The organism is Streptomyces sp. NPDC048172 (assembly GCF_043202595.1).
GTDB lineage: Bacteria > Actinomycetota > Actinomycetes > Streptomycetales > Streptomycetaceae > Streptomyces.
Map to the genome: position 1 here is coordinate 123685 of NZ_JBIDAT010000005.1, position 24452 is coordinate 148136.

The 24452-nt window shown below is 73.0% G+C and carries 22 protein-coding genes and 1 riboswitch; of the genes, 8 read left to right on the forward strand and 14 right to left on the reverse strand.

Annotation, left to right across the window (positions count from 1 at the left end):
• Positions 1 to 53 precede the first annotated feature (53 nt).
• The gene (locus ACGF3A_RS22320) at positions 54 to 1001 is read left to right on the forward strand and encodes a hypothetical protein (RefSeq protein ID WP_393732012.1); all 948 of its coding nucleotides are present in this window, start codon (positions 54 to 56) and stop codon (positions 999 to 1001) included.
• 3 nt (positions 1002 to 1004) lie between these two features.
• On the opposite strand, the gene ACGF3A_RS22325 is transcribed toward ACGF3A_RS22320, so the two are convergent.
• Positions 1005 to 1475: a lamin tail domain-containing protein gene (locus tag ACGF3A_RS22325; RefSeq protein ID WP_393732013.1), complete on the reverse strand. Its 471-nt coding sequence runs from the start codon at positions 1473 to 1475 to the stop codon at positions 1005 to 1007.
• 155 nt (positions 1476 to 1630) lie between these two features.
• On the opposite strand from ACGF3A_RS22325, the gene ACGF3A_RS22330 reads away from it, so the two are divergent.
• On the forward strand, positions 1631 to 1948 hold the full coding sequence (locus ACGF3A_RS22330) for a hypothetical protein (RefSeq protein WP_393732014.1): 318 nt from the start codon (positions 1631 to 1633) through the stop codon (positions 1946 to 1948).
• Here ACGF3A_RS22330 and ACGF3A_RS22335 read toward each other — a convergent pair.
• Together ACGF3A_RS22335 and ACGF3A_RS22340 are read right to left on the reverse strand one after the other, a co-directional pair.
• A complete protein-coding gene (locus ACGF3A_RS22335; protein WP_393732015.1) occupies positions 1926 to 4106 on the reverse strand; it encodes a hypothetical protein in 2181 nt (726 codons plus the stop codon). The two genes, ACGF3A_RS22330 and ACGF3A_RS22335, sit on opposite strands and share 23 nt — an antisense overlap.
• 84 nt (positions 4107 to 4190) lie before the next feature.
• Positions 4191 to 5585 (reverse strand): peptidase C39 family protein, encoded by a 1395-nt coding sequence (locus ACGF3A_RS22340; RefSeq protein WP_393732016.1) that lies wholly within the window; start codon positions 5583 to 5585, stop codon positions 4191 to 4193.
• Between the two features lie 205 nt (positions 5586 to 5790).
• Between ACGF3A_RS22340 and ACGF3A_RS22345 the strand changes: the two genes are divergently transcribed.
• Complete coding sequence (locus ACGF3A_RS22345; protein ID WP_393732017.1) at positions 5791 to 6381, forward strand: uridine kinase; 591 nt, start codon at positions 5791 to 5793, stop codon at positions 6379 to 6381.
• Between the two features lie 405 nt (positions 6382 to 6786).
• Complete coding sequence (locus ACGF3A_RS22350) at positions 6787 to 8868, forward strand: AAA family ATPase (protein WP_393732634.1); 2082 nt, start codon at positions 6787 to 6789, stop codon at positions 8866 to 8868.
• Here ACGF3A_RS22350 and ACGF3A_RS22355 read toward each other — a convergent pair.
• The 10 genes from ACGF3A_RS22355 to ribD form a co-directional block, all read right to left on the reverse strand.
• The gene (locus tag ACGF3A_RS22355) at positions 8786 to 10015 is read right to left on the reverse strand and encodes a hemolysin family protein (RefSeq protein WP_393732018.1); all 1230 of its coding nucleotides are present in this window, start codon (positions 10013 to 10015) and stop codon (positions 8786 to 8788) included. The genes ACGF3A_RS22350 and ACGF3A_RS22355 overlap by 83 nt on opposite strands.
• Positions 10012 to 11388 carry a hemolysin family protein gene (locus ACGF3A_RS22360; RefSeq protein WP_393732019.1) on the reverse strand — a complete coding sequence of 459 codons (1377 nt, stop codon included), beginning with the start codon at positions 11386 to 11388 and terminating at the stop codon, positions 10012 to 10014. Before ACGF3A_RS22360 ends, ACGF3A_RS22355 begins: the two co-directional genes overlap by 4 nt.
• Before the next feature lie 156 nt (positions 11389 to 11544).
• Positions 11545 to 11988 (reverse strand): PH domain-containing protein, encoded by a 444-nt coding sequence (locus ACGF3A_RS22365; protein WP_393732020.1) that lies wholly within the window; start codon positions 11986 to 11988, stop codon positions 11545 to 11547.
• Between the two features lie 39 nt (positions 11989 to 12027).
• On the reverse strand, positions 12028 to 12885 hold the full coding sequence (hisG, locus tag ACGF3A_RS22370) for an ATP phosphoribosyltransferase (protein WP_393732021.1): 858 nt from the start codon (positions 12883 to 12885) through the stop codon (positions 12028 to 12030).
• A gap of 63 nt (positions 12886 to 12948) precedes the next feature.
• Positions 12949 to 13221, reverse strand: a complete 273-nt coding sequence (locus tag ACGF3A_RS22375; RefSeq protein ID WP_393732022.1) for a phosphoribosyl-ATP diphosphatase — start codon at positions 13219 to 13221, stop codon at positions 12949 to 12951.
• A gap of 33 nt (positions 13222 to 13254) precedes the next feature.
• The gene (gene ribH, locus ACGF3A_RS22380; RefSeq protein WP_393732023.1) at positions 13255 to 13740 is read right to left on the reverse strand and encodes a 6,7-dimethyl-8-ribityllumazine synthase; all 486 of its coding nucleotides are present in this window, start codon (positions 13738 to 13740) and stop codon (positions 13255 to 13257) included.
• A gap of 37 nt (positions 13741 to 13777) precedes the next feature.
• Positions 13778 to 15121, reverse strand: a complete 1344-nt coding sequence (locus ACGF3A_RS22385; protein WP_393732024.1) for a bifunctional 3,4-dihydroxy-2-butanone-4-phosphate synthase/GTP cyclohydrolase II — start codon at positions 15119 to 15121, stop codon at positions 13778 to 13780.
• Between the two features lie 38 nt (positions 15122 to 15159).
• Positions 15160 to 15843 (reverse strand): nicotinamide riboside transporter PnuC, encoded by a 684-nt coding sequence (locus ACGF3A_RS22390; RefSeq protein WP_393732025.1) that lies wholly within the window; start codon positions 15841 to 15843, stop codon positions 15160 to 15162.
• Positions 15840 to 16454 (reverse strand): riboflavin synthase, encoded by a 615-nt coding sequence (locus tag ACGF3A_RS22395; RefSeq protein ID WP_393732026.1) that lies wholly within the window; start codon positions 16452 to 16454, stop codon positions 15840 to 15842. The genes ACGF3A_RS22390 and ACGF3A_RS22395 overlap by 4 nt, the downstream gene beginning before the upstream one ends.
• Entirely contained in the window at positions 16455 to 17612 is a 1158-nt protein-coding gene (ribD, locus tag ACGF3A_RS22400) for a bifunctional diaminohydroxyphosphoribosylaminopyrimidine deaminase/5-amino-6-(5-phosphoribosylamino)uracil reductase RibD (protein ID WP_393732027.1), read from the reverse strand.
• A 271-nt stretch (positions 17613 to 17883) separates the two neighbouring features.
• Positions 17884 to 18014: riboswitch (FMN riboswitch) on the reverse strand.
• Positions 18015 to 18260: 246 nt separating this feature from the next.
• Between ribD and ACGF3A_RS22405 the strand changes: the two genes are divergently transcribed.
• Positions 18261 to 19517: an MFS transporter gene (locus ACGF3A_RS22405; RefSeq protein WP_393732028.1), complete on the forward strand. Its 1257-nt coding sequence runs from the start codon at positions 18261 to 18263 to the stop codon at positions 19515 to 19517.
• Positions 19518 to 20273: 756 nt separating this feature from the next.
• Positions 20274 to 21689, forward strand: a complete 1416-nt coding sequence (locus ACGF3A_RS22410; RefSeq protein ID WP_393732029.1) for a uracil-xanthine permease family protein — start codon at positions 20274 to 20276, stop codon at positions 21687 to 21689.
• Here ACGF3A_RS22410 and ACGF3A_RS22415 read toward each other — a convergent pair.
• The gene (locus tag ACGF3A_RS22415; RefSeq protein ID WP_393732030.1) at positions 21647 to 22177 is read right to left on the reverse strand and encodes a hypothetical protein; all 531 of its coding nucleotides are present in this window, start codon (positions 22175 to 22177) and stop codon (positions 21647 to 21649) included. The two genes, ACGF3A_RS22410 and ACGF3A_RS22415, sit on opposite strands and share 43 nt — an antisense overlap.
• Positions 22178 to 22258: 81 nt before the next feature.
• Between ACGF3A_RS22415 and ACGF3A_RS22420 the strand changes: the two genes are divergently transcribed.
• Together ACGF3A_RS22420 and ACGF3A_RS22425 are read left to right on the forward strand one after the other, a co-directional pair.
• Entirely contained in the window at positions 22259 to 23305 is a 1047-nt protein-coding gene (locus ACGF3A_RS22420) for a hypothetical protein (protein ID WP_393732031.1), read from the forward strand.
• A complete protein-coding gene (locus ACGF3A_RS22425; RefSeq protein WP_393732032.1) occupies positions 23302 to 24408 on the forward strand; it encodes a hypothetical protein in 1107 nt (368 codons plus the stop codon). The genes ACGF3A_RS22420 and ACGF3A_RS22425 overlap by 4 nt, the downstream gene beginning before the upstream one ends.
• Positions 24409 to 24452: the final 44 nt, after the last annotated feature.

Genomic DNA, 24452 nt, shown 5'->3' on the forward strand with positions numbered 1-24452 from the left:
CCCCCCGGAGCACGGCCGGTGCGGTGTCGGCCCGCGCGGTTACGATGCGGGCCATGACAGCCCCCTCGCGCCGTACCGCGCTGGCCGTGCTCCTCGCGGGACCTCTCGCGCTCGCCGCCGCCCGCCCCGCTGCCGCCGCCTCGACGGCGCCCGCCGCCCGTCCCCGCGGGCGTGGCTACACCAACTCCGGCCGCGGCTACGTCCTGGACCGCGTGGGCGGCACGTTCACCCCCGTCACCCCGCCCGGCGCGACGGGCACGATGCCGTTCGGGATCAACGACCGGGGCGCGATCACTGGGGTCTACGACGACGCGGACGGCGTCAGCCACGCGTTCCTCTACGAGGGCGGGCGCTACACCACCCTCGACCATCCCGAGGCCGAGGGCACGGTCAACGGCATCTCCGGCACCCTCGCCTTCGACGTCGACAACAGGGGCCGCGTCGTGGGCGGTTACACGGGCGCGGACGGCGTCGTGCACGGCTTCGTGCGGGACGGGGACGGGTCGTTCACCTCCCTCGACGCGCCCGACGCCACCGAGACGTACCCCTTCGGCATCAACGACCGGGGCCAGATCGCCGTCCAGTCCCTCCGGGCCGACGGCAGCGCGCCGGAATTCCTCCTGGAGGACGGGGAGTTCGTGCCCGTCGCGTATCCGGGCGCGCGGCGCACGATCGTGCACAAGATCGACGCCCGGGGCCGGATCGCGGGCGTCCACACGGGGCAGGACGGCGCGCAGCACGGCTTCGTCCGGGGCGCCGACGGCCGCTTCACCCGCGTGGACGTCCCCGGCGCCGCGGTCACCGGCCTCAACCAGACCGGCCCCCGCGGCGCCCTCGTCGGCTACTGCCTGGCCCCCGGCGAGACCGAGGGCCACGGCTTCCTGATGCGGGGCGGCGACGTGGCGACGTTCGACGCCCCGGGCGCCGCGGGGACGACGGCGTACGGCATCAACTCTCGCGGCTCGATCGTCGGCACGGGCTTCCCGGCCGCCGACGGCTGAGTGTCAGCACATCTTGTAGTCGGCCCGGGTCGAGTTGTACGAGCAGGAGTCGCGCAGGCTCCCGCTCGCGTTGTAGAGGCGGGCCTTGTCCTTGTCGTTGTTCCACACGTACCAGCCACGGCTCCCGTACCGGTGATCCCAGTACACATGGCCCGCGGACTTGGTCCCCTTCCCCGTGTGCACCTTCACGGTCTTCCCCGCGCTGATCTTGTACGAGGGGAAGGTGTACGTGAAGCCCGCGTTGTCCCGGACCTTGTAGCCCTTGAGCTGGACGGCACTGCGGGTGGAGTTCTTTATCTGCACGTACTCGGCGTTGAGCGAGCTGTTGGCGCCACGGTCCGAACCGGGGCTGTCGTAGTAGATCTTGTACAGGTGTATCGATCCGGCCGCCTGCGCCTGTTGGGGCAGCAGGGCGAGTCCGGCGCACGAGGCCGCGGCGACGGCGAGCGCGGCCACGGCACGAGAACGACGCATGCGAGGTGTCCTCCGATGAAGGCCGGGTCCCCCCACGGGCCCGGCAGAGGCATCAGAGTACGGAGCAAGATCTGCCGTTCAGTCGCCAGTTATCTAAGTGAGACATACCAAATCACGACGGAACCGACCACAACCGAAATGACAGGAGAGATCCCATGGCCCCTTCCGACTGGCCGGAACCGGTACAGCCCGTCCCCACCACGGCCGACGAGGCACTGGCTGCCGCCCGGACCCGGTACCAAGTCCTGGATCCGGACGGGAACCCGGCGCCGTTGCACGTGGCGGAGTTCGACACCGGCTTCCTCATCCACGCCGTCATGCGCCCGCCACAGCCCGGAGAGCAGACATCGATGGGCGGCAGCCACATGGTGATCGCCAAGAGCGACGGAACGGTCACCTACGTCCCCAACTTCCCGCCGGACTCCGCGATCGCGCTCTACCGCACCCTGGTCATCCGGAGAGGCGGACAGTGAGACGCCTGAGCCCCTCCCGGCAGTTGACGCCCGTCTGGAGCACCTCCCACGCCTGTCCGAGCTGCACGTCGGACAGGCCGGGCAAGGTCGCGTCGATCCAGTCGCGCAAGGTCGGTACCTGCCAGCGCATCAGATGCCTGGGCCGAATGGTGCCCATCAGCTCTTCCACGGCTGCGCGGTCGGCCTCGGCCGGAAGGTCCGCCAGGACCAGGCCGACCACGTCCACGGACGCGAAATCTCGCGCCGCCGCCTCGTCCTTGAGCAGCTCGTCGACCACGCCCCCGATGTGCACGAAGGGCGCGAGCAGGCACAGGAGCCCGTGCAGGTCGAGCCCTTCGCGCAGGCACGCGCGCTGCCGGTCCAACCAGGCGCGCAGCACCTCACGGCCCAGCTCCGTGCGGCAGACCCCCGGGGTGTGACGCCAGCTGTGGGGCTCCACCTCCTCGTGCGGGTCATAGTTGTGGTGGTACCGGCCCCTGTCCTGGCGCTTCACGCCTTCCAGCTCGCTGTCGAGCGCGGACCGCACCTCGCGGGCGAAGCGCGGGTCGGCGAGCAGCAGGGTCAGGTGCGGGCGGCGGTGTACGAGCATGTAACCGGCGCCCGGCCTGCCCAGCCCCTCGGGAGGGTCGGCCAACGGGACGCCGTGTTCCAGGAGTTCGTCCGCCAGGTCGAGCGGCAGAGGGGTCGCCCAGAAGCCGGGCCCGGGCGGACGGCAGGGAAGGCGCACCGGAACGGCGTCGGCCGCCAGGCGTGGGGCGAGGCTCACCGCCAGGTCGTACAGCTCCTCGGTGCGCGCCCGTCCCAGCCGTTCGCTCTCCAGCCAGTCGTACAGCAGGCGGGCAGGCTCACCGGCGGGAAGCCCCGGACTCTCACCCGTCAGCAGGGCCAGGGCGCCGCTGCGCCGGACCAGTGACGCCCACTCCTCCCCGCTGCTCGCGTCGCCGGGGGCCAGGCGCAGCACGTCGTGCACCGTCTCCGGGCGCCGCTCGACCAGCAGCTCCAGGGCCTTCCCCTTCAGCGCGTCGGCCCAGAACTTGTCCGTGTCGCCCGCGCACAGCCCGGTCTTCGACACGAGGTCCTGGAGCAGCGCGGCCACTTCGGACGCGGGGTCCGCCTTCGCGGCCCGGGCCACCTTGCGCAGATCCGCTGCCATGCCCGCGTACAGGTCCCGGGACGTGTGGACGCGCCGCACCAGGACGTCGCGGAAGCGCCGGAGCTGGTCCTGCGAGATCTTCGCGCCCCGCGGGGCCAGCTCCCTGGCACGCGCGCGTACCGCCCCGGTGGCCAGCGCGCCGTGGTCCGCGTAGGTGGCGTACCGCGCGTCGAGCCACCCCTCGTCGAGCTTGGCGCGCTGCTCACGCTCGGCCTTCCTGGCCTGCGCGAAGTACTTGATGGCGTACTCCGTGTGCTTCCCGCCCCTCTCCAGGCACAGGTCGGCGAGTTCGTCGAGGACGGCGGGGAGGAACCGGGGTGCCGTCGCCGTCAGGCGCTCCACGCCGTCGTCCATGAAGGCCCTGTAGAGGGCCGGCCTCCCCCAGAGGCTCCAGCCGACGTCGTAGGCCGCCTCCAGGGCCTCTCGCTCCTGGCCGGGATGGGCCGCCATCAGCCGCTCGGAGAACGGGAGCGCGGCGTCCTCGGGACTCCGGACGCCGGTCGCGAACGTGTCCGTGAGCGCCCAGTCCTCCTTCGACGCCAGAATCGCGTCCCAGTGCCGCGCGAAGGGGGCCCGCAGGAGGAGCGTCATGGTGTGGCCGCCGGGGTGGACGTACGTCCGCGCGAGCAGCGCCTCGTCGATGTCCGGGTCGGGATCCAGGGCGGGATCCGGGGCCGGAGCCGGCTCGACACCGGCGTCGTCGAGGGCCTCGCGCCACACGGGGTCGGACTCGGCGAGTGCCGCGGGCACGCGCGTCCCCGCGGCGGCCCAGGCTTCGGCCCGTACGCGGGCCTCCTCCCGGTGCTTGATCAGCGCGAACCGCAGCCGGTACAGCCGGAAGACACCGTCGGTGTCCACGAGCGGGTCGGGCGTGTTCTGCAGCTTCCTGCCGCGTGGATTGCGGAACACGACCTCGAAGTTCTCGTCCAGCTCGGCCGTGTAACCGCCCGCCTCGTAACGCCAGACCATGTTCCGGTACGCCTCCCCCGTGTCGACCGTCGGCACCCGCCGGCCGACGCCCGAAGACAATAACGGTGCCCCGGCCACCTGGTCTCCCAGGGGCCGGGGCACCGCTCGGTCAGGGACGGCTCAGCGGATGCCGTACTTCTTGAGCACCTTCCGCTGGGCCGCCGTCACCTTCGCGGGCGTGTAGACGTAGCAGACGCCGCCAGTGCCGGACTTGACCTTGCCCTCGGCGTCCTTCCGCTTGGTCCTCAGCCAGATATTTTCAAATTGCCGCCTCTTGTAGACGTGGCGGACCGAGGGGTTGTCCGGGGACGCCGGGTCGTTGGCGATGACGTTGCCCGCCTTGGTGAAGCCGATGACCGTCATCAGGTGGCCCGCCGTGCCGTACCCCGCGCCGTCCAGCTCGGCCTCGATGAAGGACTGCGAGGTGATGAGCGGGATGCCCGCCGCGATGAACTCCTCCGCCTCGCTGAGGGAGTTGAGGCGGGTGACGACGGCCTCCATGTCCTTGTACGTGGCCGCGTAGGCACCGTTGAAGGGCCAGTTGCCGCAGCCCTCGTACTGGTAGTCGAACGTGTAGCGGGCGGCGTGGCAGACCTGGGGGTCCTTGTAGGTGGGGTTCACCCAGGCGAGGTCCTCGGAGGTCGGCTTCCGGCCCCAGAACTCGATGATCATCTGCGAGGAGGTGGGGCTGCACCACGCCTCGCCCCCGTTGTCGTACTCGGGGTACTGGCCCTTGTGGATCTCCTGCGAGTAGCGCGGGACCTTCAGCTCGACGCCCTTGGCGGCGCCGGGCTTGCTGGCCGGGACCGTGAAGCGGTCGGGCACGTCCGAGCTCATCACGCTCGCCCGCCAGACCTTCGGCGTGGCGTCACTGCCGACGGCGCGGCACAGCGTGAGGCGCACCCGGTAGTTCACGACGCGCAGGCCGCTGGGCAGGTCGTCGATGGAGAGCGTGTCGGTGTAGACCGTGCTCTTGCCGTCCTTCTGGTCGTCGACCGAGGTGCGGCGCGGCACGTCGTCCCCGTCGCCCTTGGTCCAGATGCCCATGACGTACCACGGGCTGTTCTTGCCGTCGGAGTACGTGCCCTGGACCTCGACCTTGATCCAGGTGCCGGACGGCGTGTCGGCGTTCCAGGACACGATGACCTCGCCGCCGGGTACGGCGGGCTGGTGACGCGGGGACGTCCAGGTGGCGTACTCCCACTTGGCCGTCTTGCCGGTGTGCGGGTCCCGGTAGTCGAGGGTGCCGACCGGCTTGTGGAGGACGACGGCGGGGCGGCTGCCCTGCTCCACGCGGGTGCCCTTGCCCTCCCCCGACGCCCAGTCCTTCCCCGTCGACCAGGAGTGCAGGTCGACGTGGGTGGCGCCCTTGCCGGGCTTCCCCTTACGGCCTACGCCGCCCGTCTCCCCCTTGCCGGAGTGCGCGTCGGCGAGGGCCGAGGGTGCCGCCGCCGAGGCGGCCACCGCGACAGCGGCGGCCAGGACGGTGCGGCGAGTGGCGGGTCTGCTGATCATGGCGGTGATCCCCCAGTCGGTGTGCGGTGTGCAGGGTGCGGTGCGGTGTCTGAGTGCGCGTCGGGTGATGCGCCGGTGGTACGGGAGTGCGGTAGGAAGCCAACTATTGCCGCTTCCCCGCCCTGTGTGCCAGAGCTTCGGCCGTTCGGCACGCCGCCGCCTTTGGGCTGAACCAGTGGCATGGACCGCGCCGTACGCTGTGGGGATGCCCGTACACCTCCCCCTCCAAGCCCTCGCCAGGCGGCTTCCGGAGCTGTCACCCTCCTGTGGCCCGGTGCGGCTCGTCGGCGTCGACGGGCACGCGGGATCGGGCAAGACGACGCTGGCGGCCCGGCTCGCGGAGGCGCTCGGAGGGGCGCCCGTGCTCCATCTGGACGACCTCGCCAGCCACGGCGCGCTCTTCGAATGGGCGGGGCGCCTGGCCGGTCAGGTGCTGGCGCCGCTGGAGCGCGGGGAGACGGCGCGGTACGAGGTGTACGACTGGGTCCGCCGGGCGTACACCACGGAGGCCGAGCTCCCCGCCGCCCCCGTCGTACTCGTCGAGGGGGTGGGCGCGGGACGCCGGGCCCTGCGCCCGTATCTGGCCTGTCTGCTGTGGCTGGAGACGCCGCGCGAGGAGGCGTGGCGCAGGGGGCGGCACCGGGACGGCGAGGAGCAGGCGGAGTTCTGGGCCGGGTGGATACAGGCGGAGCGCGCGCACTTCGCGGAGGACCCCTCGCGTCCGTTCGCGAATATTCTGGTGCGGAAGGGACCGGAGACGTACGAGATGCTCCCGGGGCCCGCGGGGTCCGTCTGAGGTCCCCAGATCCTCACTCTCCGTAGAGGAATGGCTCGTTCAGCACGGTCGTCCGAGGCCACGGTCGCTGACCGGCTTGACCGGGGCGCCAGCGAGCAATTACGTTTCCAACAGGCGGTTTTCGCAGGCCGCCTGCGGACGCGAAGCCCCCGGTTGTTCCCCCGTGACCGGGGGCTTCGTTCTGCCGTGACGGCGAAAGCGGAAGCTCTGCGGTGCGTTTCCCTCACGCGGGGTAGCCACGTGGCCCCCACAAGCTCCCTACGCACGCGCGTACCACCCCCGTACGCCGCTCTTCGACCGCGCCTCGCGCACGGGTACGATGCGAAACGGCGCGGAAACCCGGGGTGACACGGGGACGCGGTCGGCAAGTCCCGTCTGGACGGGGGACGTTTCGTGGGGGACGTGATGAACTTCGGCACGCAGGACCCCCAGGGCCTGCACGCCCCGGCCGAACTCGCCTGGCTGCGCGGCGTCGACGCCTACACGGTGGGTGGGTACGCGCAGGCGGAGGAGGAGTTCAGGACCGCCGTTCGGCTGGATGCCGGAATGGCCGACGGCTGGCTCGGCCTGCACGCGCTGCGGGCCGACACGGCGACGGCGCTGGTGCGGATGTACCACCACAGGGACCGCTTCGGCGAGCAGCGCGCCCGCCACGGCCGCACCCTCAACTCCTGGTACTGGCTGGGCTGGTGGGTGCAGCCCGTGCTGGAGAGCGAGCGCGATCTGCTGCTGGCGCACGCCTCGCACTGGCTGGACGGCCGTCATGTCGCCGAGCTGGACCGCGCTTTGGCCGACTGCCCGCCCGTGGAGGCCGATCCGCAGGTGCGCTTCCTGCACGCCTGCCGCGCGTATCTCGCCAAGGACTGGGAGCGCCTGGTCGCCCACACCGAGCCGCTCGTCGACGATCCGATGCTGGGCATCGAGGCGGGCCTCTTCGCCGGGATGGCGCGCGTACGGCTGGAGATGTACGGGCAGGCCGAACCCCTGCTCTCGGCGGCCCTGATGCGCTGCCGCAGCGAGCAGCCGCAGCGCAAGGAGCTGCGGTACTGGCTGGCGCGGGCCCGCGAGGGCACGGGACGCAGCGCCGCGGCCCTCCCCCTCTACCGGGCCGTGCACCGGATAGACCCGGCCTTCATGGACACCGCCGCGCGGCTGACGACGATCGCCGACGGCGACGGCCTGGGCGGCTCCTCCGACGCGGGGCTCGCCGCCGTGATCGCGGGCGGAGTGGCGGGCGGCCCGGCGGCGAACGCGGCGCAGGAGCTCTTCGACTCGGGCCTCGACGCGCCCGCCGACCCGTCCGAGCCCGCCGACCCCGCGGACCCGGCCGACGCGGCGAACCCCCTGGACACCGGCGAGTTCGCGGAGCCGCCCGGCTCCGGGGCCGCCTCCGACCTGGACGGCGCCGGGCTGCCGGACGGCGCGGAGGCCGCCGACCCGGACCTCGACCCGGGCGCCGACGCGCTGCGCCTGGAGGACACGGGCGACCCGGCCGAGCCCATCCGCGTCGACACCGGGGTGATACGGCAGCGGGCGGCCGGGAGCCCCCGGGGCGCGGCCGGCGGCAGGCTGCCCACGGGCCCGTCCGACCCGGTGCTGCTCGCGCAGGCGCTGGACGAGCTGGAGCGGATGGTCGGCCTGGAGCCGGTGAAGCGTCAGGTACGGGCGCTCTCCGCGCAGTTGCACATGGCCCGGCTCCGCGCCGGGCAGGGCCTGCCCGTGCAGCCGCCCAAGCGGCACTTCGTCTTCTCCGGCCCCTCCGGCACCGGCAAGACCACGGTCGCCCGGATCCTGGGCCGGGCCTTCTACGCGCTGGGGCTGCTCGGCGGCGACCATCTGGTGGAGGCCCAGCGCGCCGATCTGGTCGGCGAGTTCCTGGGCCAGACCGCGGTGAAGGCGAACGAGCTGATCGACTCGGCGCTCGGCGGCGTGCTCTTCGTCGACGAGGCCTACGCGCTCTCCAACTCGGGCTACACGAAGGGCGACGCGTACGGCGACGAGGCCCTCCAGGTGCTGCTCAAGCGCGCGGAGGACAACCGCGACCAGCTCGTGGTGATCCTCGCGGGCTATCCCGAGGGCATGGACCGGCTGCTGGCCGCCAACCCCGGCCTCTCGTCCCGCTTCACGACCCGCGTGGACTTCCCCTCGTACCGCCCGCTGGAGCTCACCGCGATCGGCGAGGTGCTGGCGGCGGACAACGGGGACGTGTGGGACGAGGAGTCGCTGGAGGAGCTGCGCAGCATCAGCGGGCACGTGGTCGACCAGGGCTGGATCGACGAGCTGGGCAACGGCCGCTTCCTGCGCACGCTCTACGAGAAGAGCTGCGCCTACCGCGACCTGCGGCTCTCCGGATACCCGGGCACGCCGACCCGCGACGACCTGGCGACGCTGCGCCTCCCCGACCTCATGCAGGCGTACGGCGAGGTGCTGTCCGGCCGCGGTCCCGAGGGTCCGCGTCCCGATCAGCCTCCGCCGCCTCTGGGCTGAGCCCGGCGGAGGGCGGATACGCGCCGTAGGCCGCGCCGTGCGCGTACCGCGCTCCCGCGGCGGGCCGCCGGGGCCGGGGCGCCGCGGCGCCCGCCGTACCCGGACCGGCGCCGTCCTCCTGCGCGTGCGCCGGGTCGTGGACCTCCCCCACCAGCATCTCCAGCACGTCCTCCAGCGCCGCGAGCCCGAGCAGCCGTCCCGAGGCGTCCGCGACCGCCGCGAGGTGCGAGGCGGTGGCGCGCATCGCGCCGAGCGCGTCGTCCAGGGGCAGTTCGGCACGCAGGGTCGTCATGGGCCGCCACAGGTGCTGCGGCACGGCGCGGTCAGGCTCCTCCAGGTCGAGGACGTCCTTGACGTGCAGATAGCCGAGGAAGCCGCCGTCGTCGGCGAGCACGGGGAAGCGCGAGTACCCGGTGCGGACGGTCAGCTCCTCGACCCTGCGCGGGGTGACGGCCGCGTCGACGGTCACCAGGTCCGTACGGCGCAGCAGGACGTCCGTGACGGGGCGGGAGCCCAGTTCGAGGGCGTCGGCGAGCCGTTCGTGCTCGGCGTGGCCGAGGAGACCGGCCTGCCGGGAGTCCTCCACGAGCCGGTTGAGCTGCTCGCTGGTGAAGACGGTCTCGACCTCGTCCTTGGGCTCGACGCGGAAGGCGCGCAGCACCAGCTTGGCGCAGCTCCCCAGTCCCGCGGTCACCGGCCGCACGAGGCGCGCGAAGGCGACGAGGCCGGGGCTGAGCCACAGGGCCGTGCGCTCGGGCGCGGCCATCGCGAGGTTCTTCGGCACCATCTCGCCGATGACGAGGTGGAAGAAGACGACGACGGCGAGCGCGACCGCGTACCCCACCGGGTGGATGAGGGCGCCGGGCAGGTGCACGGCATGGAAGAGCGGTTCGAGCAGATGGGCGAGCGTCGGCTCGGCGACGGCTCCCAGCGTGAGGGAGCAGACGGTGATGCCGAACTGCGCCGCCGCCATCATCTGCGGCAGGCTCTCCAGCCCGCGCAGCACCTGCCGGGCCCGCGCGGAGCCCTCGGCGGCCAGCGGCTCGACCTGGCTGCGGCGGACGGAGACGAGCGCGAACTCGGCGCCCACGAAGAACCCGTTGCCGAGCACCAGCAGCGCGGCGAAGAGGAGTTGGAGGACGCTCATCGCGCGGGCTCCCCCTCCCGCTCCCGTCCGCCGGTCGCGGGGGCCAACGCCGGGGCCGCCGCCGGGGCGACGACGCGGACGCGCTCCGCGCGGTGGTGCGCGACCAGCCGCACCCTCAGCTGCCAGCCGCCGACGTGAGCCGTGTCGCCCGGCGCGGGGATCCGGCCGAGCAGGTCGGCGAGGAGGCCCGCGACCGTCTCGTACGGCCCCTCGGGGACGTCGAGGCCGATGCCGGGGAGCGCCGTGACGCGGCAGCTCCCGTCGGCCTCCCAGGCGGGGCGCCCGTCGGGGTCCGGGGCCGCGGCGGCGAGTTCGGGCAGCTCGTCGAAGAGCTGCCCGTCGTGCTCGTCGCGCACCTCGCCGACCAGTTCCTCCACGATGTCCTCCAGCGTCACGACCCCGGCCGTGCCCCCGTACTCGTCGACGACGACCGCGATGGGCTGCTCGCTGCGCAGCAGTTCCAGCAGCGGCTGTACGGGCAGCGTCTGCGGAACGAGCAGCGGCGGTACGGCGATGCGCCCGGCCGGGGTGTGCAGCCGCTCGTGGGCGGGGACCGCGAGGGCGTCCTTGAGGTGCACCATGCCGGTGATCTCGTCCAGCCTGTCGTGGTAGACGGGGAAGCGCGAGAGTCCGGTGGCGCGGGTGAGGTTGAGGACGTCCTCCGCCGTGGCCAGCGCCTGGAGGGCGCTGACGCGCACGCGGGGCGTCATCACGCGCTGCGCGGTGAGCCCGCCGAGCGAGAGGGTGCGCACGAACAGGTCGGCGGTGTCCTGCTCGATGGCCCCGGCGCGCGCCGAGTGCCGGGCGAGGGAGACGAGTTCACCGGGCGTACGGGCCGAGGCCAGCTCTTCGGCGGGCTGGACGCCGAAGACGCGGACGATGCGGTTGGCCACCGCGTTCAGCAGCGCGATGACGGGGCGGAAGAGGCGGGCGAAGAGCCGCTGGGGCCGGACGACGAAGCGGGCGACGGCCAGCGGACGGGAGACCGCCCAGTTCTTCGGGACGAGTTCGCCGATGACCATCTGCACGGCCGAGGCGGTCAGCATCCCGATGACGACGGCGATGCCGGGGACCGCGCCGGACGGTGTGCCCAGCGCGGCGAGCGGCGGGCCGAGCAGCCGCGCGAGCGCGGGTTCGGCCAGCATGCCGGTGACGAGGGAGGTGAGGGTGATGCCGAGCTGGGTGCCGGAGAGCTGGAAGGAGAGCTCGCGCAGCGCGCGGACGACGGCGCGGGAGGCGCGGTCGCCCTGTGCCGCGGCACGCTCGGCGTCGGGTCGCTCGACGGTGACGAGTCCGAACTCGGCCGCCACGAAGAAGCCGTTGGCGAGGATGAGCAGGAAGGCCACGACGAGCAGGACCAGCGGGAGGATCATGCCACGGCCTCCCCGGAGGAGGGCGTGGCGCTCGTACTACAGGACGCTCCGTCCATCGCTGAGGGTGGTCACTCCTCGGGTCGCAGGTACCCGCTGCTCCGCGGGGGGCGGCACGTGCGCCGTCCGACCAGAGTAATCACAGCGCTTCGCCGCGCGTCAGTCCTCCGCGCTGTGGCGCTCGACAAGCCCGCGCAGGGCCCGCGCGTCGGCGATGGCCTGACTCTTGGCGATGCCGGGCTGAATGCCCATGGCGGCCAGGCTCGTTCCGTCGGACAGGTCGAGGGAGACCCAGGGGTCGCCGTTGCGGAGGTTGACCCGGAGCACCTCCGCCCATTCGAGGCGGCGCTTGGTCGTCAGATTGACGACCGTGAGACCGCTCTCGTCGGCGCTCACCCGCGGACGGCTGAGCAGCACGAGCACGCCCAGGAAGAGCGCCGCGGTGAAGACGAAGCTCGACCGCTCCCCGCCGCTGATGTCCAGCAGGAAGGCGATGGTGGTGATGGCGGCGAACGCCAGGACGCCGACCGTCAGCAGGACGACGCGGGTGCGCGTCGGCCGGAACGTGACGGGCAGGACGGGGAGTTCGGTGTGCTGCGACATGTGCGGACCCTGGTGAGAGCGGGGCGAGCGGGGAGCCGGTCAGAGGCGGCAGGCGTGGATGCCGGTGGTGAGGATGGCGCGGGCGCCCAGCTCGTAGAGGTCGTCCATGATGCGCTGGGCCTCCTTCGTGCGGACCATGGAGCGGACGGCGACCCAGCCCTGGTCGTGCAGCGGGGAGATCGTCGGGGACTCCAGGCCCGGGGTGAGGGCGACGGCGCGCTCCAGGTGCTCGGCGCGGATGTCGTAGTCCATCATCACGTAGCTGCGGGCCACGAGGACACCCTGGAGACGGCGCAGGAACTGCTCGACCTTCGCGCTCTCGGGGGCCTCGGGGTCGGCGCCGGTGCGGCGGATGACGACGGCCTCGGACTGCAGGATCGGCTCGCCGACGATCTCCAGGCCCGCGTTCCGCAGCGAGGTGCCGGTCTCGACGACGTCGGCGATGACCTGCGCGACGCCCAGCTCGATGGCGGTCTCCACGGCGCCGTCGAGGTGCACGACGGAGGCGTCGATGCCCTTGTCGGCGAGGTGCTTGGCGACGATGCCCTCGTAGGAGGTGGCGACGGTCAGGCCGCCGAAGCCGTCCAGCTCACCGACGGTGCCGGGCTTGGCCGCGTACCGGAAGGTGGAGCGGGCGAAGCCGAGCGGGAGGACCTCCTCCGCGTTGGCCCCCGAGTCCAGCAGCAGGTCGCGCCCGGTGATGCCGATGTCGAGCTTGCCGGAGCTGACGTAGATGGCGATGTCGCGGGGGCGGAGGTAGAAGAACTCGACCTCGTTCTCGGGGTCGACGAGGACGAGTTCCTTCGACGCCTTGCGCTGCTGGTAGCCGGCCTCATGCAGCATCTCCCCCGCAGGGCCGGACAGGGAACCCTTGTTGGGGACGGCGATGCGCAGCATGGAGGGGCCTTTCGTGAGGTGTGGGTGCTGAGCGGAGATACGGAGGTACGGATTCCGGAGTGCTCAGAGGTGAGCGTATACGTCGTCGAGGGAGATGCCCCGGGCGACCATGAGCACCTGGAGGTGGTAGAGCAGCTGCGAGATCTCCTCGGCGGTCCGCTCCTCCCCCTCGTACTCGGCGGCCATCCAGACCTCGGCGGCCTCCTCGACGACCTTCTTGCCGATGGCGTGCACGCCCTGGGAGACCAGCTCCGCGGTGCGGGAGGTGATGGGGTCGCCGGTCGCGGCCTTGTGCTGGAGCTCCTCGAAGAGCTCTTCGAATGTCTTGTTCGCCATGGTCCTCTTACCCTACGTGGTCCCCGGGACCGCCTATCTCCAGGGCTCGGCCACGGTACGCAGGGTCGCCGCCGTGGCGACCGCCGCCGTCACGGCCTCGTGGCCCTTGTCCTCGACGGAGTCGGCGAGGCCCGCGCGGTCCAGCGCCTGCTGCTCGGTGTCGCAGGTCAGGACGCCGAAGCCGATCGGGACGCCGGTGGTGACGGCCACGTCCGTGAGGCCCTGGGTGACGCCCTGGCAGACGTAGTCGAAGTGCGGGGTACCGCCCCGGACGACGACGCCGAGGGCCACGATCGCGTCGTACCCCCGGTCGGCGAGGACCTTGGCGACGACGGGCAGCTCGAAGCTGCCGGGGACGCGCAGCAGCGTCGGCTCGTCAATGCCCAGCTCGCGCAGCGCGCGCAGGGCGCCGTCGACCAGGCCGTCCATGATCTGCTCGTGCCACTGCGCCGCGATCACGGCCACACGGAGATCGCCGCAGTTCCTGACCGTCAGTTCGGGTGCGCCCTTGCCGCTCACGTTGCTCCTCCGTGGATGTGTGCTCGTGGTCGTACGTTCACTGGTTGCCGCAGGGGGACGCGCGCTCCGCGTCCAGCCACGGCAGGTCGTGGCCCATCCGGTCCCGCTTGGTACGCAGGTACCGCAGGTTGTGCTCGCCCGCCTGGACGGGCATGGGCTCGCGCCCGGTGACCCTGAGGCCGTGCCGCACCATGGCGGCCGTCTTGTCCGGATTGTTCGTCATCAGCCGCAGGGAGCGTACGCCGAGGTCGGCGAGCATCTGCGCGGCCGCCGCGTAGTCCCGCGCGTCGGCCGGGAGGCCGAGTTCGAGGTTGGCGTCGAGGGTGTCGCGGCCGCGCTCCTGGAGCTCGTACGCGCGCAGCTTGGACAGCAGTCCGATGCCCCGCCCCTCGTGTCCGCGCAGATAGAGCACGATGCCGCGCCCCTCCTGCTGGACGCGCTCCAGCGAGGCCTGGAGCTGGGGGCCGCAGTCGCAGCGCAGGGAGCCGAAGATGTCGCCGGTCAGGCACTCGGAGTGGACCCGGACGAGGACGTCCTCGCCGTCCCGCTCGTCGGCGGGACCGCCGATGTCGCCCACGACGAGCGCGATGTGCTCGACACCGTCGGCCGCCGAGCGGTAGCCGAACGCCCGGAAGTCGCCGTACTTCGTGGGCAGCCGGGTGGCGGCCTCGCGGTGGACGGTGGGCTCGGAGGAGCGGCGGTAGGCGATCAGGTCCTCGATGGAGATGATCGACAGTCCGTGCTTGCGCGCGAACGGCACCAGCTCGGGCAGCCGCAGCATCACGCCGTCCTCGCCCGCGATCTCCACGATGGCGGCGGCGGGCCGCAGCCCCGCGAGCCGGGCGAGGTCGACCCCGGCCTCGGTGTGGCCCGCGCGGACGAGGACGCCGCCGGACTTGGCGCGCAGCGGGAAGGCGTGGCCGGGCCGGACGAAGTCCGCCGCCACGGAGTCCGCGTCGGCCAGCAGCCGGATGGTGGTGGCGCGGTCGGCGGCGGAGATGCCGGTGGTGACGCCGTGCGCGGCGGTGGCGTCGACGGTGACGGAGAAGGCGGTCCCCATCGACTCGGTGTTCTCGGCGACCATCTGGGGCAGCGCGAGCCGGTCGAGGTCGGCGGCCTCCATCGGCGTGCAGATCAGCCCCCGGCACTCGCTCATCATGAACGCGACGGTCTCGGGGGTGACGAGCTCGGCGGCCATGACGAGGTCGCCCTCGTTCTCCCTGCTCTCGTCGTCCACGACGACCACGGGGCGTCCGGCGGCGATGTCACGGATCGCGTCCTCGACGGGGTCGAGCACGAGGTCCAGGTGCGGCGCGCCGGCCTCGGCGGGCTCGGTCCCGGGCCCCGCGTGGGTGTCGTACCAGCTCGGCAGCGCGGTCATGGCAGTGCTCCTTCGCTGTCCTTCGGTCCGTGCCGCGCTCACAGCGCGGCTCCGTTGAGTGCGGGCTCCGGCTGCGTGGGCCGGGCCGGTTCGGTGACGGTGTGCTCGCGGGAGCGCAGCCACCAGTCGCGCATGCCCCACAGGACGAGGCCGAGGTAGATGACGTAGACGAGACCGGAGAAGGCCAGTCCGCTGCTGAAGGCGAGCGGCACGCCGACGACGTCGACGAGCAGCCACGCGAACCAGAACTCGACCAGCCCGCGGGCCTGCGCGACCATCGCGGCGAGCGTGCCGACGAAGATGTACGCGTCCGGCCAGGGGTTCCACGACAGGTGCGGCACGAGGGTGAAGAGCCAGCCGACGGCGGCCGTGCCCGCCGCGGTGCCCGCGAGGAGCACGCCGCGCTCGCGCCAGGTGGCGAAGCGGACGGCGATCGAACCGTCCTGGGCCTTGCGCCTGCCGCGCGTCCACTGCTGCCAGCCCCAGAGCGCCACGACGATCACGAGGAGCTGCTTGCCCACTCCCCCGGCGAGGTGCGCGGAGGCGAAGGCGCCGATGAGGACCAGCCCGGACAGCAGCTGCGTGGGCCAGGTGAGGACCGAGCGGCGCCAGCCGAGCGCGAGGGCGATCAGGCCGATGGTGTTCCCCACCATGTCGGACCAGATGACGTGCTGCCCGAAGGCGGTGAACGCCTCGCCGTTCAGCGGGTCGAAGACACTCACCGGTTCGCTCCCGTCCCGGTCGTACGGTCGCCGAGCAGCCGCTCGACGTACTTCGCGAGGACGTCCACCTCAAGGTTCACGGGCTCGCCCGGCTGCTTGTGGCCGAGGGTGGTGAGCGCGAGCGTGGTGGGGATGAGGGAGACGGTGAAGTGCCCGTCGGTGGCCTCGACGACGGTCAAGCTGATGCCGTCGACCGTGATGGAACCCTTCTCCACCAGGTATTTCCCGAGGCCCGGCGGCAGCTCCACGGTGATGTCCGTACCGCTGTCGGAGTCCGTACGGGCCGAGATCGTGCCCGTGCCGTCCACGTGCCCCTGGACGAGGTGGCCGTCGAGGCGGGCGCCCAGGGCCATGGCGCGCTCCAGGTTGACCCGCGAGCCGGGGGCGAGGGCGCCGAGGCTGGAGCGGGAGAGGGTCTCGGCGATGACGTCGGCGGTGAACTCGCCGTCGGCGACGTCGACCACGGTCAGGCACACCCCGTTCACGGCGATCGAGTCGCCGTGCTTGACGTCCCCGGTGACCAGCGGGCCGCGCAGCCGCAGCCGCGCCGACTCGCCGCGGTCCTCGACGGCGACGACCTCACCCAGCTCTTCGACAATTCCGGTGAACACTCAGGACTCCTCGGTGGCGGTGGGGGCGGCGGTAGCGGTGGAGGTGGAGGTTTCGGTGCCGCTCGCGGCGGTGGCCGCCGCGGGGCCGACGGCGGTGATCCGCAGGTCGGGGCCGAGTCGCGTGGTCTCGCACACGGTGAGCCGCAACGCCTGCGCGATCGTGCTGATTCCCGCGTCACCGAGCGCGGGCGGCCCGGCACCGAGCAGGACGGGTGCGACGTAGCCGATGACCCGGTCGATGGCGTGGGCGGCGACGAAGGCGCCCGCGAGGGTGGCGCCGCCTTCGAGGAGGACGGAGCGCACATCGCGGGCGTGCAGCGCGGCGAGCAGGGCGCGCAGGTCCAGTCCCGCGCCCCCGCGCGCGTCCGAGCGCGGCAGACGCACCACCTCGACGCCGCTCCCCGCGCTCTCCAGTTCGCTCACGTCCGCGTCCGCGTCCTCCGCGACGGCGATCAGGGTGGGCGCGGCGTCGTCCAGGACGCGGGAGCCGCGCTTGACCGCCGAGGCGTTGGTGTCGAGGACGACGCGCAGCGGCTGCACGGCGCCGGGAACGCCGCGCACCGCGAGGTGCGGGTCGTCGGCGCGCGCCGTGCCCGCGCCGACGAGCACGGCGTCGGACTCGGCCCGCAGCCGGTGCACGTCGGCCCGCGCCTCCTCGGAGGTGATCCAGCGGCTGGAGCCGTCGGCCGCGGCCGTACGCCCGTCGAGCGTGGCGGCGTACTTCCAGGTCACGTACGGGCGGTGGTGCAGGACGGAGGTGAGCCAGGCGATGTTCCCGGCGGCGGCCTCGTCGGCGGACAGGCCGCCCTCGACGTCCACCCCGGCGTCCGCGAGGGTGCGGGCGCCGCCGGTGGCGGTGGGGTTGGGGTCGGCGACCGCGTAGACGACGCGGGCGATCCCGGCCTCGATGAGCGCCTGCGCGCAGGGGCCCGTACGGCCGGTGTGGTTGCAGGGTTCGAGGGTGACGACGGCGGTGCCGCCGCGCGCGTCGTCGCCCGCCTCGGCGAGCGCGTGGATCTCGGCGTGCGGCCCTCCCGCGCGCTGGTGCCAACCCTCACCGACGGTCCGCCCGGAGCGGTCGAGGATCACACAGCCGACGACGGGGTTGGGGCTGGTCGCGCCGAGGCCGCGCGCGGCGAGGTCGAGGGCACGGCGCATGGCGGCACGCTCGGCCTGCGCTGCCGGGCCCGCCGGATCTGCCGGGCCTGACGGTCCTGCCGGGCCTGACGCTCCGGCCGACGGCGATGGCGACGGCTCTGCGGGGTGGGTGGCCACCGGGTCCTCCTGCCTCTTCGGCATGGACTCCGGGGCTGTGCGGGACGCGTGACGGGCACGATCCCGGGAAAACGCCCCTGCCATCTGCCACGGGGTCCGCACCCCTTCCGAGGGGGCGGAGCCGCCGCCTGACGCGGAGCACCGGTCTCGTCCCGCGCGCACTGCCTCCCATCCGGACTTTCACCGTCGGTCCAGGAATTTCACCTGGTCAACCGGCCGCTGGCTGCGGACGGGTCGCGGACTTTAACCGCCGGCTCGGAATTTCACCGACCCCGGAGTGCGCTGCTGACTCTTTCGTACACCCCCCGTGCGAGCACGAGGTCCGTACGTCGTCCAGTCTGCCACGCCCGGCCGTGGGCCATGCGGGCGTCCTCTGTGGGCTGACTCACAGCGAACCCGTGTGCGGTGCGTGAACGGAACCGTGAGCGGTGTTACGGGCGGGTGTTCGAACGGCGCGTGAGCTGGGCACGCTCTCGGGGCGAGCCACATGGTCCGTACCAGTTGTCGACAGCCATCGGCGGGAGCTGACGCATGCGCACCAGTCGCGAGGGGGCCGCCCCGGCCCTGCCGGTACCGGTCGTCCGGGCACGGACCGCCGTGGCCGTCGTCTTCGCCGTGCACGGCACGGCAAGCGGGACCTTCGCGACCCGTATCCCCTGGCTGCGCGAGCACCTCGGGCTGAGTCCCGGCTGGCTGGGCCTCGCCCTGGTCTTCATGACGGCCGGAGCCTCGGCCGCGATGCCGCTCTCCGCCCGCCTGGCCCACCGCTACGGGCCCCGGCGCTCCCTGGCGGGGCTCTCGGTGCTGTGCTGCGTGGGCCTCACACTGCCCGCCCTCGCCCCGGCGCTGGGCTGGCTCTGCCTGGCACTCTTCGTCTACGGCTGCGGGCTCGGCCTCATGGACGTCGCGATGAACGCGCACGGCGTACGGGTCGAGGAGCGCTACGGCCGCTCCGTCATGTCCGGGCTGCACGGCATGTGGAGCGTGGGCACGCTGCTCGGCGGGGCGGGCGGCGCGGTCGCCGCGCACGCCGGGCTGGACGCGCGGCTCCACCTGGGGCTCGTCGCCCCGGTGCTGGCCGTGGTCGCGGTGACGGCGTGCCGCTGGACGCTGCCGGACGACGTGCCGTCGGCCCCGGCGGCTCCGGCCGCTCCGGGGGATGTCGATGAGGCTCCGCCCCGGTTCGCCCTGCCGTCCCGGGGCGTGCTCGCGATCGGCCTCATCGGCTTCTGCGCGGTCTTCGCCGAGGGCGCGTCGATGGACTGGTCCGGCATCTACCTCGACGACGTGACCGGCGCCGAGCCCGGCCTCGCCGCCGCGGCCTACACGGCCTTCGCCTGCACCATGGCCTCGGCCCGGCTCGCCGGGGACGCGGTCGTACGCCGCCTGGGCCCCGTCCGTACGGTCCGCACGGGCGGCGTGCTGGCCACGCTGGGGGCCGCGCTCGTCGTGGCGGCACGCGTGCCGGGGGTGGCCGTCGCCGGGTTCGCACTGATCGGCGTGGGGATCGCGGTGGTCGTGCCGCTCTGTTTCGCCGCGGCGGGCCGGATGGGGGCCGCGGCCCCCGGCCAGGCCATCGCGGGCGTCGCCACGCTGGCCTACGCCTCGGGGCTCGCCGCGCCCGCGGCGGTGGGCTGGATCGCGGAGTCGACCTCGCTGTCGGTGTCGTTCGGGGTGGTGACGGTGCTGCTGCTGGGGCTGATCGCCGGAGCGGGCGTCCTCCGGACGGAGGGCAGGCCGTCACCTTCCCCCGCCCGGCACCCATCTGTCCCGGCCGACAAGAAGTAGCCCGCGCTCCTCCCTCTCCCGGGGCGGGAATTGTCCCCGCACGTGCGTCGCGGACTGCGTCCGCGCAGTGGCTGCCCACGCAGCCCCCCGCACCCCTGCCGGTGCACGCCCCCGCTTCCCCCTTCCGCCCCGCTGTGCTTGGCAGTCCTGCGCTTCTCCCCTCCACCCGCTGAGCTTGAGGGCTCTGCGCTTGGGCCGCGCGCCGCGCTGGAAGAGGGCTGCTCTGCTTCCCCCTCACCCCTCTGAGCTTGTGAGCTCTGCGCTTCTCCCTCCGCCCCACTGCGCTTGGGCCGCGCGCCGCGCTGGACGAGGGCTGCCCTACTTCCCCCTCACCCCTCTGAGCTTGGGAAGTCTGCGCAAGGCGCAGGGTTGGCAAGCGCAGCCCCCTTCGCCGGGTGACCCGCGTACAGGGCCGGGTTCGGGGTGCCCCGGGCTGTGCTTCGCGGGCCGCGAGTGCGTCGTGGCTTGGCGCGCAGTTCCCCGCGCCCCTGAGGGCAAAGGGGCAAGCCCCGTGGTGTGGTGACCGGTCGCGCCCACGCGGCGGAGCCGCACATCGATACAGCCCCGCGCCCCTGGAGGGGCAAGCCCCAACGTCTTGGAGCCGCACAGGGTCGCGCTCCTGAGGGGCAGGCCCTGGCGTGCGGTGGAGGCGCGAATCGGGCGGGGCCCGATGTCAGGGGCCGGACATGGTCGGGAGGCACATAACATGTGGCGGTCACCGGACACGTGGCTGGAAATCGACATCGGGAGAGACACATGAGTGGCGGACGCGGCGGACTCGGCGTGCGATGGAAGGTGCACGGCGACGGACGCGTCCCGGCGCCCGGCGCGGTCGTACGCCCGGACGAACGGCTGTCATGGCCACGTACGGCGGGACTCGGCGCACAGCACGTGGTCGCGATGTTCGGGGCGAGCTTCGTGGCCCCGGTACTGATGGGGCTCGACCCCAATCTCGCGATCATGATGTCCGGCGTCGCGACCATGATCTTCCTGCTCGCGACCCGCGGCCGGGTGCCCAGTTACCTCGGGTGCAGCCTCTCCTTCGTCGGCGTCGCGGCCGTCATCCGGGGGCAGGGCGGCGACAGCGCGACGATCACCGGCGCGATCCTCGTCGTCGGCGTCGCGCTCTTCCTCGTCGGCCTGGCCGTACAGAAGTTCGGGGCGCGGATCATCCACGCCGCGATGCCGCCGGTGGTGACCGGGGCCGTGGTGATGCTGATCGGCTTCAACCTCGCGCCGGTGACGGCCAGTACGTACTGGCCCCAGGACCAGTGGACCGCGCTGCTGACCATGCTGCTGACGGGGCTGGCCGTCGTCTGCCTGCGGGGCTTCTGGTCCCGTATCGCGATCTTCCTCGGGCTGGTCGTGGGCTATCTGATGTCCTGGGCCTTCGACAAGACGTTCGGGCAGATCCACTCGGCCGACGGCAGCGGCAAGGTGGTCGACCACTGGCGGCTGGACCTCGGCAAGGTCGGGGACGCCGACTGGTTCGGGCTGCCGTCGGTGCACGGCCCGTCCTTCTCCTGGTCCGCGATCCTCGTCGCGCTGCCCGTGGTGATCGCGCTGGTCGCCGAGAACGCGGGCCACGTCAAGGCCGTCGGCGAGATGACGGGCGACCCGCTCGACGACCAGCTCGGCACCGCCATCGCCGCGGACGGCGCGGGCAGCGTCCTGTCCACGGCCCTCGGCGGCCCCGCGACCACCACGTACTCCGAGAACATCGGCGTCATGGCCGCCACCCGCGTCTACTCCACGGCCGCCTACTGGGCCGCCGCCTGCTTCGCACTCCTCTTCGGCCTCTGCCCGAAGTTCGGCGCCGTCGTCGCGGCGATCCCCGGCGGGGTGCTGGGCGGCATCACCGTGATCCTCTACGGCATGATCGGCCTGCTCGGCGCCCAGATCTGGATCAACAACAAGGTCGATCTGCGCAATCCGCTCAACCTGGTCCCGGCGGCAGCGGGCATCATCATCGGCGTCGGCGGCGTCAGCCTCAAGATCAGCGACAACTTCGAGCTGAGCGGCATCGCCCTCGGCACCATCGTCGTCCTCACCGGCTACCACGCACTCAAGGCCCTCGCCCCGCCCCACCTCAAGACCCAGCAGCCCCTCCTCGACGAGGGCACGAGCGCCTACGACCCCGAGGACAAGGGCAAGGACGACGACGGCCGCTGACCCGCCTGCGTGTGCGTCCGGGCCACGCCGACGAACTCCCTGATCGCGGCCCGGGTCGTGGCGCGCCGCGGTTCCAGGACCTCGCGGTCGGCGGACTTGAGCATCTCCTCGATGCCGTCGAGCGCGGCCTCCGCCCGCTCCGCCACCACCTGGTCGTCCGTGAGCAGGTGCACCCGGAACAGCGCCTCCTGGGCCGCGCTGCGCGTGTCGTACGACCGCACCCGCGCCGCGTCCGGGTCGGCTGGAGGCGGGTCCTTGTGCTCGCACATCCAGCGGTGCACCGCCGCCCGCCGGAAGTTGAGCAGCGTCCCCGCGTACGCGCTGTACGCGTCCAGCCGCTCCTGGCGGAGCCGCTCGGTGCGGGTGAACTCCTCCGTCCGCGCGGCGGCCCTGAGCTGGAACGCATGGGTGAGCCCGGCCCCGAGCAGGGTCCCGAGCACGGCTATGGCGCTGGCGGCGAGGGTTTCCACCGCAAGCTGCTGCCCCACCCGCAACTCCCGGAAACAGCACGGGAGTCCTCCCTGCCACTACACTCACTCGCCGCCGCACAGTCCAGGGGAGGGCGACGGGTGGGTCGGCGTCGGATGTGGGGGCTGGTGGCCGGGGTCGTGGTGCTCGCGGCCCTGGCGGGAACAGGGCTCGGGATGCGGGTGGCCGAGGCGGGGCCGTTCGCGAAGGACCCGCTCTGCTGGGGCGCGTGGGCAGAGGGCACGGAGTCACCGTTCCTCCTGGTCGAGAACGACGGGCTGCGGCCGTACGAGGACGCAAGGCGCCCCGTACGTCAGGAGACCCCGTCCCGTGAGCGGCCCCGGGGCTCCTGCGTCGTCGGCGTCTCGGACGGTTCTCCCGAGGACGGCCGTGAGCCCAGCCCGTACCGGCTTCGAGCCGCCCTCGGGCCCGTTCCGGCCGGCAGGGGCGAGCGCGTCTCCTGGCTGTCCGGGTTCCTCGACGCCCGTTCGGTGCCGCTGCCCGGCGGTCTGCCCGGCGTGGTCTCCGAGAGCCGGGGGCTGTTCGTCCTGCCCAAGGCATGCGCGCGGCAGGGTCGTCCGGCCGTCGTGACGCTGCGCGCCGCCGAGCCCGAGGAGAACCCCTTCGACGGGGACGCGGTCGAGACCCTCGCGTCGCTGCTCGTCTCCGCGGCGAACCGCCCCGCCGAGCTGGCCGGATGCGCACCGGAGACCCCCTGGCCGACGGATGCTCCGGTGCTCGCGCTGCCGCAGGGCGAGTCCGTCGACGACCGTTCCTGCGGCATCGCGGGGCTCGGCGGCAAGGAGCGGCGCGACACACAGGTCAAGTCCACGATCAGCGCCGTCTCCCGGTCGTTCCAGGCGTGCGAGATCACCGAGGACCCCCGCGGCGGGGGCCACGACGTCACGCGCCGCTACGCGATGGTCTCCCGGCCCGGCCTTGTCCGCCTGTTCGACGGGATGGCGGCGCCCGAGCCTCCGCGCTCCGGATCCACGGCGTCCTACGCCCTCGCGCGCGCCCGATGCGGCTCCGGGACGGCCGTTTTCCTGGGGTCGCCGGGGCCCGCGGACAGATTCGGCCGCTTCGTCGACGCCGTGGCCGACCGGCTGGACTGCCGACGCGGCGCGGCCCAGGAGGCCAGGCGGTGACCCAGGACACAGTGGGGCCTCCGGAAGGAGCGCCACGCCGCCCGGGGCGGTTCGCACGGAACCGGTGGACGCGGCTCGGCACCGCCGCTGCCGTAGGGGCGCTGCTCGGGGCCTCGCTGACCGCCTGGCAGACGGGTGCCCTGACGCCGGACGGGGACGGACAGGTGTGCTGGGACGCGCTCTCTCCCGCCGACGTCCGCGCCGTCACGGGGCCCGAAGAGACGCCGGAGACCACCGAGTTCACCGATCTCGGCGGGCGGTACAACGGTGATGGCCCCCGCGGTTCGTGCCGGGTCGTCGTCGGCCGGGGGCCGGGCGTCGACATCGAGCTGCACCGGCTCCGTGACCTGGGCCCCGCGGGCGCGGACCGCGACGGGACCAGGACGTTCCTGACGGCGCGGATGTCGCCGTTCGGCGGCGGCCTGCTCGGCATGGCGTCGGACACCGCCGCCTGGCTCGCCGTACCCGACGGCTGCGCCGGACGGCCGGCGTACCAGGGCCCGTTGGTCGTGGACGTGCGGTACGGGCTGGTGAACGTGCACGACGAGCCGCGCGCCGACCGCCGCGACATCCTCGCGCGCACGGCGGTCAAGCTGGTCAACGGCGTCATCGACCGGCTCGGCTGCGCACACCACGTCCCGCTCCCCCGTCCCGACCGGACGCCGCACCCGCCCCGGTACGAAACCGGCGCGAGCCGCACCTTCTGCGGCGCGCCGGTGCCCCGCGCCGCGCGTGAGGAGAACGAGCGCCGGATGCGGACCAGGGGCGGCGGCTCGTCGTCCCCGGCCCGCGTCTGCGAGCTCGACCTCCCGCCCGAGCCGCGCCTCCGCCTGACCACGGTCCAGGACGCGCGGCTCGCCGCCGCCTACCAGGACCTGGACGCGGGGCCACGCGTCCACGGCGCGCGAGGAGACGGCTATGTCCGCGATGACGAGTCGATGTTCCAGGCGGACTGCCAGACCGGCAAGGTCGTCTTCCTCGCGGAGCGCCCGCACGGCGGCGGCGAGCCGGCTCTCCGGGAGCTGTTCGGCCGCTACGTCGCGCGCGAGGCCGAACGGATCAGCTGCGGCCCGCTGCGGCTGCGGTCCGACCCGGAGCGGTGAGAGCGGAACGCGGCGTTCTTCGCCCATCCGTGGGCCGCGTGGGG

Coding starts and splice junctions, on each gene's coding strand:
- ACGF3A_RS22320 (WP_393732012.1), top strand. CDS start 54: ATGACAGCCCCCTCGCGCCGTACCGCGCTGGCCGTGCTCCTCGCGGGA.
- ACGF3A_RS22325 (WP_393732013.1), bottom strand. CDS start 1,475: ATGCGTCGTTCTCGTGCCGTGGCCGCGCTCGCCGTCGCCGCGGCCTCG.
- ACGF3A_RS22330 (WP_393732014.1), top strand. CDS start 1,631: ATGGCCCCTTCCGACTGGCCGGAACCGGTACAGCCCGTCCCCACCACG.
- ACGF3A_RS22340 (WP_393732016.1), bottom strand. CDS start 5,585: ATGATCAGCAGACCCGCCACTCGCCGCACCGTCCTGGCCGCCGCTGTC.
- ACGF3A_RS22345 (WP_393732017.1), top strand. CDS start 5,791: ATGCCCGTACACCTCCCCCTCCAAGCCCTCGCCAGGCGGCTTCCGGAG.
- ACGF3A_RS22350 (WP_393732634.1), top strand. CDS start 6,787: ATGAACTTCGGCACGCAGGACCCCCAGGGCCTGCACGCCCCGGCCGAA.
- ACGF3A_RS22355 (WP_393732018.1), bottom strand. CDS start 10,015: ATGAGCGTCCTCCAACTCCTCTTCGCCGCGCTGCTGGTGCTCGGCAAC.
- ACGF3A_RS22360 (WP_393732019.1), bottom strand. CDS start 11,388: ATGATCCTCCCGCTGGTCCTGCTCGTCGTGGCCTTCCTGCTCATCCTC.
- ACGF3A_RS22365 (WP_393732020.1), bottom strand. CDS start 11,988: ATGTCGCAGCACACCGAACTCCCCGTCCTGCCCGTCACGTTCCGGCCG.
- hisG (WP_393732021.1), bottom strand. CDS start 12,885: ATGCTGCGCATCGCCGTCCCCAACAAGGGTTCCCTGTCCGGCCCTGCG.
- ACGF3A_RS22375 (WP_393732022.1), bottom strand. CDS start 13,221: ATGGCGAACAAGACATTCGAAGAGCTCTTCGAGGAGCTCCAGCACAAG.
- ACGF3A_RS22385 (WP_393732024.1), bottom strand. CDS start 15,121: ATGACCGCGCTGCCGAGCTGGTACGACACCCACGCGGGGCCCGGGACC.
- ribD (WP_393732027.1), bottom strand. CDS start 17,612: ATGCGCCGTGCCCTCGACCTCGCCGCGCGCGGCCTCGGCGCGACCAGC.
- ACGF3A_RS22405 (WP_393732028.1), top strand. CDS start 18,261: ATGCGCACCAGTCGCGAGGGGGCCGCCCCGGCCCTGCCGGTACCGGTC.
- ACGF3A_RS22410 (WP_393732029.1), top strand. CDS start 20,274: ATGAGTGGCGGACGCGGCGGACTCGGCGTGCGATGGAAGGTGCACGGC.